This is a genomic window from uncultured Parabacteroides sp., assembly GCF_902493135.1.
In the GTDB taxonomy this organism is placed as follows: Bacteria; Bacteroidota; Bacteroidia; order Bacteroidales; family Tannerellaceae; genus Parabacteroides.
The window spans coordinates 58,905-71,611 of the sequence record NZ_CABUOD010000015.1 but is presented as its reverse complement, the minus strand read 5'-3'; the positions used below and the strand labels follow the sequence as shown (position 1 = coordinate 71,611).

The window sequence follows — 12,707 nt, the reverse complement described above, 5'->3', positions numbered from 1 at the left end:
TCTGCGCTCTATTTTATATTTTGACACACCTTCCTTTATTTATCATATTACTTTTCAGGTTTCAACACCACTCCCAAACTCTTCTTTCCGTCCATCTTGATCACGATCGGCTTGTCGAAACGGACATGGCGGAGATATTCGGTTTCCTCCACGGCAGGCAAGGAGTTCAGATATCCTTCATCGAACCAGCCATCTCCCTTAAACGGATTGATCGTAAAATAGCCGACCCCGAACGAAGTCAGATTCTGGAAGAAATGCGTCCCCTGGCTCGGATCGACGCGATAGTTTTCCAATCCGCATTCCACGATGACGCGGGCATTGCTGATATGCGGCCATTTCACCGGAATGCCCAGCCAGGAATCGCTGCTGCCCCAACGGCCGGGACCGACCAACACATAATTCTTTTCCTCTGCAGTGAACCCGCGGTTCATCTTCTCGATGTCGTAAGCGATCAACTGGTTGTTGGAAGAGCTGAAAGCTCCGGTCTTCACATATATAATGTCTTGCACATCCGTCACGATGCCATGCCCCAGGACACTGGTCGACGAGAGTATCGTATCCTCCTGACCGACGAGTGTCAAGTCTTCTTCCATCACCTCCTTGTTGTCCACGATCGGGCGGATCTGAAGCAGATAGAAAGTGGCGGTAGGGGCGCCGCCCTTACCAGTGGCAAGGTTCTGCGGATCGATATTAACCGCAAATTCAATCTCGACGGGACGCCCCATCTCATCCTGCCCGACATGCAGAATCTGGTCAAGCGTATCGGCAAGCGGGAACACGTCATGCTGAAGGATATTGACGAAAGACAATATCTTGCGGCCGCCGGGATAGTAACCGTCACGAATGATCTGGTCATAAGGATCGTAGGTCGAGACAATGAACTTCAACGAACCGTCAGCATCGGCATCTTTCAGGTTCAGGCAAAGCAGGTTAAACGAATCGTCAACGGAGAATTGCTCTGTCAGGTTCTTCAGGTCGAGTGCGTAATAACGCGTCTGCGTCTCACGCAGCGCAAAGTCCATCGTGCTCATCTGCAAAATATTATGAGGATGGCGGGGAGAAAAACGCAACGTCTGCCCCCCGTCCACGATATACTTGCCAAGCCCTAAAGCAATATTAGCAATCCCGTCTTCCGCCTTTTCGTTTCCAATCGGGTAGAAATTCAATGAACGCGCGACGCCGGAAATAGTCGGATAGAAACGATCGTCGTATCGGTTCCCCACCACTTCCTGTAAAACGATCGCCATCTTTTCCTGGTCGATAAGGTTCGATGTTGCCGTCATATATGCTTTACTGTCACGATAAAAGACAGAAGCGTAGACCGCTTTTATAGCATCGCTTAACGTACGGAGCATATCATATTTATCTTCCAGTTTGGGTACCATATAGGTAGAATAAATCCCTGCGAACGGTTGATAATGGGAATCTTCCAAAAGGCTGGACGAACGGACGGCAATCGGGCTTTTGACAACATCGAAAAACGCCATCAGGTCTTCAATCAGACGGGCGGGAAGGCTGGCACGCAGGAAATATTTCAAGATCGTCTCATCATCCACATCACTCAAAGCGACCGGATACAGTTCGTTTGTCTCCATAAACTCGTCGAAGATATCCGTACAGATCACGACCGTCTTCGGAATGGTCACCGCAAAATGATCGTGTTCCAACTTGGGATAACGCTTCACCATCGCCCCGATGAACGCCAGGCCTCTGCCCTTTCCTCCTAACGAACCGTCGCCTATACGGGCAAAGTTGCTGTATTCGTCGAAACGCTCCTTCTGGTAGACCGCAACGACACCGGAGTTCTTCATCCGGCGGTACTGTACAATCAGGTCGAAAATCAACTTACGCGCCTCATCCATATCCTTATAGTCGCTCACATCCACACGTTTCAGCACCTCTGCCGGCGGAAACATGGCACGGGAATAGAAAAAGCGGGAGAAATGGTTACGGCTCAGGTGGTAAACCAGCGAATCGTCCGGTATCTGAAAGACCTTCTTTTGCAAATCCTTCAAATCCTTAATGCGCATGATCTCTTCCTTCGTCTGCGGATTCAGGATGACGAAGTCGCCGAAACCGAAACGCTGCATGATCTTCTTCCTCAGATCCTGCGGGTAACTCTTGGAATTCTTGTCGATAAAAGAAGCTCCCAACTCCTTTGCATATACTTTATTGCCCGCCTCCGACGATTCGAGCACGAAAGGAATGATCAGGCCCGTCTTCCGCACATACTGTCCGAACTTGTACCCGGCGTAGGGATCTTTCACGCCATCGTGCATGAAGCTCATGTCCGAGATGATCCCCAACATATTATCGCGGTACTGGTTAAAAATGCGGACAGCCTCCTCATAAGTACGCGCCAGCTTGATCTTGGGACGCCCGCGCATACGGAGCGTACGCTGGTGGTCGTTCAGCGCCTCCTTCGCAAACATCTGGCTCTGTTCCAGCACGAACTTATACAGGTGCGGCAAAGCCGAAGAGTAGAAACGGACGGAATCTTCCACCAACAGGATAATCTGGACACCGACGCTCGCCGTATCATCCGGCGCATTCATCTTGTCCTCGATCAGCTTGATGATGGCAAGCAGCAGCTCCGCATTTCCCAACCAGCTGAACACATAGTCGATCGCGCTCAAATCTTCATTGGCAATCCGTTTGGACACCTCTTTCGAGAAAGGGGTGAGGACTACGATCGGTATATTGGGGTAATGAATCTTGATCTCCGTCGCCGCCGCGAAAATATCACGGTTATCCATATTCGGCATGCAGATGATCAGTTCGAAATTACGGTTTTTCAACTCGGCAAGCGCCTCCTCCTCTGTCGTCACTTGTGTAAAACGCGGCGGGTAACGAAGGCTGAGCGACGTATATTCATTGAATATCTGCTCGTCCACCCGCCCATCGTCCTCCAGCATGAAGGCGTCATATTTAGTAGCGATAAGCAATACATTATATATACGCTTATTCATCAGATTGGCGAATGATGTGTCCTTAAACACAAGGTTCTTAAAGTCCGGTATTCCGCTCATAATGATTTGATAGAATTAACAGCCCCAAATGTAAGGAAAAAAACAATCAACCGAAAGCCTGTGACAAGATTTGAGCAAGTGCCGAATCAGTTCCACAAGCATGAAACAAAAGTTCCATAGGCATGAAACTAATGTTTCACAGGCAGGGAACTAATGTTTCATGGCAGGGAAACGGCTCTGCCAACGGTATCGCACATTCCCCGGCACAAAGGGAAGCCGGGATCCCATCGAGGGAAAGCCGGAATTTCACTTAAAGAACATTGTTCAATAACATAAGGAACGATTATCAAAAAGTAAGCAAAACATTTGGTCAACCCAGGTTATTCCCTACATTTGCAAACATAATGTTATCTTAAAAAGAAATTATATACTATGAAGACAGAAGCAATCTTATCAGCACTGGAAGCAAAGCATCCGGGCGAAAAGGAGTATTTGCAAGCAGTAAAAGAAGTTCTTCTTTCAATTGAAGAAGTGTACAACCAGCATCCCGAATTCGAGAAAGCTAAAATCATCGAACGATTGGTTGAACCGGAACGTATTTTCACCTTCCGTGTGCCTTGGGTAGACGACAAAGGGGAAATACAAGTCAACTTGGGATATCGTGTACAATTCAACAACGCGATCGGCCCGTACAAGGGCGGCATCCGCTTCCATCCTTCTGTCAACCTGTCCATCCTGAAGTTCCTGGGATTCGAACAGACTTTCAAAAACGCTTTGACGACGTTGCCGATGGGCGGTGGCAAAGGGGGTTCCGACTTTGCTCCTCGCGGAAAAAGCGATGCAGAGATCATGCGTTTCTGCCAGGCGTTCATCCTCGAATTATGGCGTAACCTCGGCCCGGACCGCGATGTTCCGGCAGGCGATATCGGAGTAGGCGGACGTGAAGTCGGTTACATGTACGGTATGTATAAGAAACTGGCCCGCGAAAACACCGGCACGTTCACAGGTAAAGGTATGGAATTCGGCGGTTCTATCCTCCGTCCCGAAGCAACCGGTTTCGGTGCCCTTTACTTCGTCCACCAGATGTTGGAAACTCACGGTATAGATATCAAAGGCAAGACGGTCGCTATCTCCGGTTTCGGAAACGTCGCCTGGGGAGCTGCCACAAAAGCGACCGAACTGGGGGCAAAGGTCGTCACGATCTCCGGCCCGGACGGCTATATCTATGATCCGGACGGCATTTCCGGCAAAAAGATCGATTATATGCTGGAACTGCGTAACTCCGGTAATGACATCGTAGCTCCTTACGCCGAAGAATTCCCCGGCGCGACCTTCTATCCCGGTAAGAAACCTTGGGAACAGAAAGTGGACATCGCACTGCCTTGTGCCACCCAGAACGAACTGGACGCAGACGATGCACGCAAGCTGATCGAGAACAAGACATTATGCGTAGCCGAAGTGTCCAACATGGGATGTACGGCCGAAGCTGTCGACCTGTTCATCGAACACAAACAACTCTTTGCTCCGGGCAAGGCTGTCAATGCCGGCGGTGTCGCCACTTCCGGCCTGGAAATGACTCAGAACGCCATGCATATTTCCTGGACGGCTGCCGAAGTCGATGCCAAACTGCATCAGATCATGAGCGCCATCCACCAGCAATGCGTCGAACACGGAAAAGAAGATCAATATATCAACTATGTGAAAGGCGCAAACATTGCGGGCTTCATGAAAGTTGCCAAAGCGATGATGGCACAGGGTATCGTATAGATCTCCGTGTATGTCAAATACACAGAGAAGTGTGTCTATGAGAAGGGGGATGTCTGTAATTACAGGCATCCTTTTTTTATTTCAACGGACTTTGCCCGGGTTCTTCGCGATAAAGTCCTTCCATCCGGTATATTTCTTTTCCTGTATCGGATTATTCGTCTGGAAATAATGACAGACGGCAGCCGCCAATCCGTCTGTCGCATCCAATTGCGGTAACATGGATGCATCCGGAATATGCAGGTAGCGCTGTAGCATCCCGGCCACTTGTTCTTTTGCCGCATTCCCGTTTCCGGTAATGGACATCTTGATCTTTAGCGGGGCATATTCAAATATCGGGATATCCCGTTCGAGCGCGGCAGCCATAGCGACTCCCTGTGCACGGCCCAGTTTCAACATACTCTGTACGTTCTTCCCGAAAAACGGAGCTTCGATGGCCAGTTCGTCCGGATGATACTGGTCGATGAGTCCCAAAACCCGCTCAAAAATCTTGCGGAGCCGCAAATAATGATCCTCGTATTTATTCAATTGGAGTATGCCCATAGCTTCCAGTTTAGGTTTATTACCTTCAATCTTCAGCACTCCGTAACCCATCACGATCGTTCCGGGGTCAATGCCCAATATGACACGGTCTTTCGTCATTTCTCCCAGTCTATCTCTTCCAGTAAAGTGCTAAAGCCGGTAATCTTGTGACCGAAACGGGCCACCAGTGCCCGGTGAAGGCTGTTTCCTTCGTTCTGCAACCAGAAATTCAACGTATCGACATTCTTAACATGAAACTGGACGGAGAAACTGCCGCCTTCTCCCTCCTCTGCCTGCATCACGCGTCGCAGGCATGGCCGCTGCAGAAACCCGCTGTCCACGGCTTTCGGGATATACTGTTTCTTTAGATAATCCAAGCTTTCATCCAGAATATCTTTTTCTATATGGAACGTCGTATTATAAACAATCATCTTATTTTTTATAAAAATTCTATGGCAAAGATAGTGGTTATATCAAGAAAAGCCCTATATTTGCACCTGAAAAATAAGTCACGCGGGGCATTAGCTCATCTGGCTAGAGCGTCAGACTGGCAGTCTGAAGGTGATCGGTTCGAGTCCGATATGCTCCACTATCTTACGGCAAGTAATAAAAAAAGGCATTCATTTCTGAATGCCTTTTTTTATTACCATCTATCTTATTTCTTCGCCGTTGCCAATTCCGTCTCGATCGGATCGTCGTACTGTTTCTGCAATCTATGCAGTTCCGTTTTCAGACTGTCGATCAAGGCTTCATTGCCCGGTTCGTTATAGATGTCATGCATTTCCATCGGATCGTTTTGCAGATCATAAAGTTCCCACACATCGATATCATTATAGAAATGGATTAATTTATAGCGGTCGGTACGGACACCATAATGGCGTTTCACAGCGTGTTCCGCCGGGTATTCATAATAATGGTAATACAAGGAAGTCCGCCAGTCTTCCGGCTTTTCACCTTTCAACAAAGGCAAATAAGAATCTCCCTGGATATCTTCGGGAACAGGAACGCCTGCCAATTGCAGGAAAGTTGCCGCATGGTCGATATTCTGGACCATTTCGGGGATGTCGCCTTTAACACCGCCAGGAAAACGGACCAGCATCGGCGTACGGAAAGATTCTTCATACATGAAACGTTTATCGAACCAGCCATGTTCACCCATATAGAAACCCTGGTCGGAAGTATAGACGATCAGAGTGTTCTCCAATAAACCGCTCTTCTTCATATAATCCAATACACGCCCCACATTACGGTCTACGGAATGGATCACACGCAGATAATCGTGCATGTACTGCTGGTATTTCCATTCGGCCAAAGCCTTGCCCGTCAACTTCTGCTCCTTGAACTTCTTGATGATCGGGTCATAATGCCTGTCCCAGGCTGCTTTCTGAGCCGGAGTCATCCGGTTATACAAGCTACGGCCGTTTTCTTCAAGACCGGTCGCCGTATGGATTTCATTTTCCTTATCCGCCATCTTCAAGTCATAGACAAGGTCCATATCCTTGATGATACTCATCTCCTGTTCGGATGCGGCAATGCGTCCTTCGTATTTGTCATAGAACGTTTCGGGAACCGGGTAAACGATATCTTCATACAAATCCAAATCGCAGGTATCCGGCATCCAGGTACGATGAGGAGCTTTATGGTGGAGCAAGAGGCAGAAAGGTTTGTTCTTATCACGCTTGTTGTCCAACCAATCCAGCGCCAAGTCAGTCGTAATGTTCGTGGCATATCCTTCGATCTGCTTCTTTTCTCCGTTATCGATAAAATACGGATTATAATAATCTCCTTGTCCGGTCAGGATATTCCAATAATCGAAACCGGTAGGATCGGAAGTCAGATGCCACTTCCCGACAACGGCGGTCTGATAGCCGGCTTGCTGCAACAACTTCGGGAATGTCTGCTGGCTGCCGTCAAAACGTTTCGTATTGTCGGTAAAGCCATTCTTGTGGCTATGCTTGCCCGTCAGCAAACAAGCACGGCTGGGACCGCTCAGGGAGTTGGCGACGAAACTGTTCGTAAACCGTAGGCCTTCATTGGCAATCCGGTCGATATTCGGGGTTTCGATAAAACGATGATCATAAGCACTGATTGTCTGGTAAGAATGATCGTCACACATGATGTAGAGAATATTCATAGGTTTCTCCGGCACCTCTTTTTTGTCTTTCCGAACACAGGCAGGAAGAGCTACGGCAGCCAATCCCGTCAGAAGAAATAGTTGATTAGTTTTCATGATACATTATGTTTTTTGTCTGGATCAGGCAAAATTAAACAGAGCGAACGGAATAATCACTATCCGAACTAAAAAATATACAAAAAAGAAGGTGTGTCAAAAGAAAATCCTGCTTACAATAGACATAATTTAGGCACGGATTTCACGGATTTACACGGATAAATTTATTATCTTTCCGTGTAATCCGTGCCTTAAAGATCGTGATAAAGGAGTTTTGACACACCTCCTTCCTTTACCTCTTATATTTCTTATTTGTTACAATACGGCAGCTTGTATGGGTTCCTGTATTCGTACCAATACAAACGATGCGATTCGGCTTCTTTATCACCATTGAAACTCAAGGTGGCCGGGTCCCAATGAACAGGGCGTCCCAGTTCGCGGGCAATGTTCTGCAAGCAGCAAAGCGTATTCGTACTGCAACCCACTTCAACCGGAGCAATCGGATTTTTACGCGAACGGACACAGTCGATAAAGTTCTGCATATGCGGAGAACTTACTTCATATTCTCCCTTCCCGACCTTCTTTTCCTCTTTCGGCAACAAGGAAGGATCGGAGCATTCGATATAGCCGCGAGCCACTTTCAACCAGCCCTTATCACCGATAAACTTGATGCCTTGCGCATTGGCATTGTCCTCACGGTAAGGTTGTTCGGTCATCACGATGCCATTGGCATATTTCATCGTCGCATACTCTGTGCCTTCATATCCTTTCGGGATAAACTCTACCGGTCCGGAGCCATCCATACCGATAGCAGCCTGTGCAATATCAAACATATGAGCCCCCCAATCGGCCGTATATCCGTTGCCGGTTTCCTGGTACCAACGCCATGCTCCCCACAACTTCTCGTTCTGTTCGGGTTCAAGAGAGATAGGAGGACAAAGATCGGGATGATAATGAATCTTCGGATCGTTCAACGGTCCCATCCACTGATTGAAATTCAGGTTACCGGGGACATCCATTTCCGGCAAGTCCAATGGTTTGGGCGGTTCGCCGACACGGGCATATATCTTTTCGATATGGCCGATCTTACCGGCACGGACCAATGCGATTGCATCCTGGAACTCCTTGCTCGAACGCTGCTGGCTACCGATCTGGAAAACACGATTATTATCGCGTACGGCACGAGCGACAGCCAAACCTTCGGTAATCGTATAAGCCAACGGCTTCTGGCAGTACACATCCTTACCACTCTGGCAAGCATGGATAGCAACCAAAGCGTGCCAGTGGTCAGGTGTTGCCACTTCAATCACGTCGATATCCTTACGGTCCAGCAAATCTTCATAGAATTCATACATATCGCAGCGGGGAGCCACATTCAGAGACTTCTGCCAGGCTTCGGCGCGACGTTTGAAACGTTCCCGTTTCAAGGAATCCACGTCACAACAGGCAGCAACCTGCACACCGGGACATGTAGAGAAACTCTTGAAGTCGGACAAGCCTTGCTGTCCTAATCCGACAAAGCCTAAAACGACACGATCACTCGGTGCGATACGCACACCATTTACAGCCCAACTGGGCAAGATAGTCAAACTTGCCAATCCAAGAGCGGAAAGGCCAAGAAACTCTCGACGGGTTACACCCTTCTTAGTGTTTTCTTTCATGGTAATTCAAAAATATATTGGACTAAAAAATTATTCGGACAAATATATTAATAAATATCGAAATAACGAATTGTTGTGGAAAAGTTGTCGTTTAATAACAAAATTATGGCTTTCCCGTTTCATAATTATGAATCAGGAAAGCCATAACGATATATCAGAATACGTTTGTCTTAGAAAACGTAACCGAAACCTACGTTCAGGTAGATCGGATACATGGCGAAAGTAATCGTTTTGAAATCTTTCCGGAAGATATCATTCAATCCCCAAGTCAGGTCTGCATAGACATTCAAGTGCTTAAAGGCACGCCATTCGGCACCTAACTGCGCTCCCCATTGGAAACGGCGAAGGTTCTTAGAAAAATCATACGAAGCACTCTTCCCGTCTTCAAAAATGACTTTGCTTCCTGTCGGATCTCCTTCACGTAAATAGCCGTCATAGACATTTCCTGAGAAATCACCTTCCAACATATAAGCAAAATACGGACCGAGGTTCATACTGAAACGGCGATTAAACTGATGAGTGGCCAGAACTGGAAAAGACAGGTATGTATTATTGACATCGGTCTTTACATATCCGGTCCAGTTTCCCTTTACGATCTCCCCGCCATCACCAATAATCTCCATGCCGTAGTTCTTAACACGGGCATCTGTTTTCATACTTTTATTATCAAGGCGGATCCCGATCCGCATTCCCCATTTGCGTTCCTGATCGAACCATTTCGTCACGTTTCCTTCGATCGCCAGCGCCAAAGTCGGATTATATCCGGTAATTGCCCGAATTTCGACCGGCAAAGGCAAAGGAGCCGTTCCACCGATATTAAAACCGGCTTTCACTTCATACTCCAGTCCGAGCAGAGCAGACTTGATGATCCCCTGATTCCGGTCCATCTGTCCGAAGGCAGGAAGCGCTATCAAAGATAGGGCCAACATACATATATAAGCAGATATACTCTTTTTCTCCATTTCTTTTTTCGTTTTAATTGTCGGCTGCATAAATCAGTTCCACCTCATCGATCAGCAAGGTGCTTCCCGGTGCACCCCGGAAATAATTACCTTCTTTACTGGAAGAGAAGACGATAGAGACATTATAACCTCCTGATTTTAATTTCTCACGGTCGATTACCTTACCGGGTTTCATGACAAAGGGAATATAGAATTCGGTCCACTCGTCTGTTTCTTTCCTGTCTTTATCATCCAGCAAAGCAACGGAGACGAGATTCGGATGCGTATAGTTACCTTCCACGATAGTCCCGTCCAAATAAGGAACCTTATCTGTTACTTCATAAAAGATCGCATAAACATCCCATGTATCCTTCTTGTTCTCTACCGGTTTGCCATTTGCTTGAAACACATCTCCTGCTTTATATTTATAATAGCCTTTTATATAAGTCGGAACATGCTCGAACGGCATTCCCAGACGAGTTGCTTTCAACGCGTTAGTCAAAGCACTCAAGACATCAAATGTCCCCATAAACAGATTTCCTGCCGCAATGGGCATTTTCACCTTCTCTCCAAAATCACCCGTGGATTTTGTTTCAAGTTTCACAGCTTTTCCCACCTTTCCGTCTTTAAGTGAAGAAGTCGGAAAACTGGCAGGATCTTTTGTTCCAACTCCTGTTATAGCAAAACCAGAGTTGCCGCTCGCCCAATCGATGCGTTCATTGGTAGCCACATCATAAAACACGTCATACGTATAAATATTGGATACTACCGAATCCACATCTTCAAAATGATATTCCGTACTGATTCCGGCGATAAGATAAGCCACCTGGTATTCTTTCTTCCAGTTTCCATCCTGTGAAGTCACCGTGTAGTACTGTGGAGTCGTGAAGTCCCGTTCCGTACCGCTGGCAGGGGAAATAGTCGCACCGGGAGTCAACGTAAACTCCGGAGCCTGATGCGTCAGGTCAATATCCGCCTTTACCATCAACGTCACCTTATTATTCTCTATAACCGGATCTCTTTTCAATATATCTGCGGGAACTATACAAGTCAATATATCCGCTTCCGCATTAGGCGCTTCATCCTGTATACACGACGTGAGCGTGATACTTAACAAAAGCCATGTGATCAAATAAGCTATTCTCATCTTTTGTTTGTTTTATTTATAATAAGTTTCCCTTGAAAGCAAACCGGATACAAAAATACGCTCCTTTTCGGAAAAAGCCGCCGTATTTATATTTTTATCACAGTTTTTATTGTACCGCTCACCTTTTATTCATACATTTGGCTCAATAACTTATTAATATCTAATTTACAAGACCATGACAACACGCAGAGATTTTATCCGGCAAGCAACCTTATTAGGCGCCGGACTTTCCATGAGTCCTTTCTTCATCAACGCTACACCAGGAAATGTAGGGGCGAACGACAAAATACGTGTCGGCCTTATCGGTTGCAACGGTATGGGATTTTCCGATTTGCAGGCATTCTTGCGAAATCCGGAAGTAGAATGTATCGCACTGTCGGATATCGACGAAGGCGTACTGAACAAACGGGCTGCCGAAACGGAAAAGATTACGGGCAAAAAAGTTAAAAACCTTTACAAAGACTGGCGGAAACTGATCGACAACAAAGATATCGACGTTGTCATCGTCGGCACGCCCGACCACTGGCACTGCCTGCAAATGGTAGCCGCCTGCCAGGCTGGTAAAGATGTTTACTGCGAAAAACCCTTAGGCAACAGCATTGAAGAATGTAATATTATGGTTCGTGCCGCCGAAAAGTACAACCGGGTAGTACAGGTAGGACAATGGCAACGCAGCGATCCGCACTGGCAGGATGCCATGGCATTCGTGCACAGCGGGCAGTTAGGCAAGATCCGTACCGTCCGCGTCTTCTCATACCAAGGTTGGTGTCCATCCATTCCGGTCAAGCCGGACGAAGCCGTTCCTGCAGGAGTCGACTATGACATGTGGCTGGGCCCGGCTCCCCAACGTCCGTTCAACCGTAACCGTTTCCATTTCACCTTCCGCTGGTTCTGGGATTATGCCGGCGGGCTGATGACAGACTGGGGTGTGCATCTGCTCGACTATGCCCTCTATGGAATGAACGTAACGGCCCCCAACTCCATCATGGCTTCGGGCGGCAAATTCGGATATCCGGATGACGCCTGCGAAACGCCGGACCTGTTGCAGACGATTTATACATTCGACGACTTCACGGTCATGTGGGACCATGCGATCGGTATCGACGACGGAGCTTACGGACGCAATCACGGCCTCGGATTTGTCGGAGAAAACGGGACATTGGTTGTCGACCGCGGCGGCTGGGAAGTAATCCCCGAAAAGGTGAACGGCAAAGCCCGCATGGAAGCCGTTCCTTTGAAGAAAGCCTACGGCGAAGGCGGATTGAACCTGCACGTGAAGAACCATCTGGAATGCATCAAGTCGCGCAACCGCAACTGTAATGCCAGCATCGAGATCGGCGCCCATATCGCCAAATTCTCCCAATTGGGTAACATCGCCTACCGGACAGGCAAAAAACTGACTTGGGACGGTAAGAGCTTCAACGACGCGGAAGCCGACAAATACTTATGCAAGGAATACCGGGCTCCCTGGGAACTTCCGAAAATCTAAACGGAAGTTCAACCAAACGATATGGAAGGTGTGCCAAAACACCT

9 protein-coding genes and 1 tRNA gene are annotated in these 12,707 nt (G+C 47.6%); 3 read left to right on the top strand and 7 right to left on the bottom strand.

Annotation, left to right across the window (positions count from 1 at the left end):
- Positions 1-47 precede the first annotated feature (47 nt).
- Positions 48-3,029: a PEP/pyruvate-binding domain-containing protein gene (locus RDN79_RS08960; protein ID WP_298552951.1), complete on the bottom strand. Its 2,982-nt coding sequence runs from the start codon at positions 3,027-3,029 to the stop codon at positions 48-50.
- Between the two features lie 372 nt (positions 3,030-3,401).
- On the opposite strand from RDN79_RS08960, the gene gdhA reads away from it, so the two are divergent.
- On the top strand, positions 3,402-4,736 hold the full coding sequence (gene gdhA, locus RDN79_RS08955) for an NADP-specific glutamate dehydrogenase (RefSeq protein WP_298552950.1): 1,335 nt from the start codon (positions 3,402-3,404) through the stop codon (positions 4,734-4,736).
- Between the two features lie 81 nt (positions 4,737-4,817).
- On the opposite strand, the gene ruvC is transcribed toward gdhA, so the two are convergent.
- The gene (ruvC, locus tag RDN79_RS08950) at positions 4,818-5,375 is read right to left on the bottom strand and encodes a crossover junction endodeoxyribonuclease RuvC (protein WP_298552949.1); all 558 of its coding nucleotides are present in this window, start codon (positions 5,373-5,375) and stop codon (positions 4,818-4,820) included.
- Entirely contained in the window at positions 5,372-5,686 is a 315-nt protein-coding gene (locus tag RDN79_RS08945) for a DUF4286 family protein (protein WP_298552948.1), read from the bottom strand. Before RDN79_RS08945 ends, ruvC begins: the two co-directional genes overlap by 4 nt.
- A gap of 84 nt (positions 5,687-5,770) precedes the next feature.
- Here RDN79_RS08945 and RDN79_RS08940 point away from each other — a divergent pair.
- Positions 5,771-5,844: transfer RNA gene (locus tag RDN79_RS08940), tRNA-Ala, on the top strand.
- 66 nt (positions 5,845-5,910) lie between these two features.
- On the opposite strand, the gene RDN79_RS08935 is transcribed toward RDN79_RS08940, so the two are convergent.
- The 4 genes from RDN79_RS08935 to RDN79_RS08920 all read right to left on the bottom strand — a co-directional run bounded on the left by RDN79_RS08935 (position 5,911) and on the right by RDN79_RS08920 (position 11,174).
- Positions 5,911-7,485 carry a sulfatase gene (locus RDN79_RS08935; RefSeq protein ID WP_298552947.1) on the bottom strand — a complete coding sequence of 525 codons (1,575 nt, stop codon included), beginning with the start codon at positions 7,483-7,485 and terminating at the stop codon, positions 5,911-5,913.
- A 248-nt stretch (positions 7,486-7,733) separates the two neighbouring features.
- A complete protein-coding gene (locus tag RDN79_RS08930; RefSeq protein ID WP_298552946.1) occupies positions 7,734-9,086 on the bottom strand; it encodes a Gfo/Idh/MocA family protein in 1,353 nt (450 codons plus the stop codon).
- Positions 9,087-9,256: 170 nt separating this feature from the next.
- Entirely contained in the window at positions 9,257-10,048 is a 792-nt protein-coding gene (locus RDN79_RS08925) for a porin family protein (RefSeq protein WP_298552945.1), read from the bottom strand.
- Positions 10,049-10,061: 13 nt separating this feature from the next.
- The gene (locus RDN79_RS08920; protein WP_298552944.1) at positions 10,062-11,174 is read right to left on the bottom strand and encodes a PCMD domain-containing protein; all 1,113 of its coding nucleotides are present in this window, start codon (positions 11,172-11,174) and stop codon (positions 10,062-10,064) included.
- Positions 11,175-11,349: 175 nt separating this feature from the next.
- Between RDN79_RS08920 and RDN79_RS08915 the strand changes: the two genes are divergently transcribed.
- The gene (locus RDN79_RS08915; RefSeq protein WP_298552942.1) at positions 11,350-12,663 is read left to right on the top strand and encodes a Gfo/Idh/MocA family protein; all 1,314 of its coding nucleotides are present in this window, start codon (positions 11,350-11,352) and stop codon (positions 12,661-12,663) included.
- Positions 12,664-12,707: the final 44 nt, after the last annotated feature.

What these genes read in the sequence shown, in the direction of transcription:
- RDN79_RS08960 (WP_298552951.1), bottom strand. Translation starts at nt 3,029, where the DNA reads ATGAGCGGAATACCGGACTTTAAGAACCTTGTGTTTAAGGACACATCA.
- gdhA (WP_298552950.1), top strand. Translation starts at nt 3,402, where the DNA reads ATGAAGACAGAAGCAATCTTATCAGCACTGGAAGCAAAGCATCCGGGC.
- ruvC (WP_298552949.1), bottom strand. Translation starts at nt 5,375, where the DNA reads ATGACGAAAGACCGTGTCATATTGGGCATTGACCCCGGAACGATCGTG.
- RDN79_RS08945 (WP_298552948.1), bottom strand. Translation starts at nt 5,686, where the DNA reads ATGATTGTTTATAATACGACGTTCCATATAGAAAAAGATATTCTGGAT.
- RDN79_RS08935 (WP_298552947.1), bottom strand. Translation starts at nt 7,485, where the DNA reads ATGAAAACTAATCAACTATTTCTTCTGACGGGATTGGCTGCCGTAGCT.
- RDN79_RS08930 (WP_298552946.1), bottom strand. Translation starts at nt 9,086, where the DNA reads ATGAAAGAAAACACTAAGAAGGGTGTAACCCGTCGAGAGTTTCTTGGC.
- RDN79_RS08925 (WP_298552945.1), bottom strand. Translation starts at nt 10,048, where the DNA reads ATGGAGAAAAAGAGTATATCTGCTTATATATGTATGTTGGCCCTATCT.
- RDN79_RS08920 (WP_298552944.1), bottom strand. Translation starts at nt 11,174, where the DNA reads ATGAGAATAGCTTATTTGATCACATGGCTTTTGTTAAGTATCACGCTC.
- RDN79_RS08915 (WP_298552942.1), top strand. Translation starts at nt 11,350, where the DNA reads ATGACAACACGCAGAGATTTTATCCGGCAAGCAACCTTATTAGGCGCC.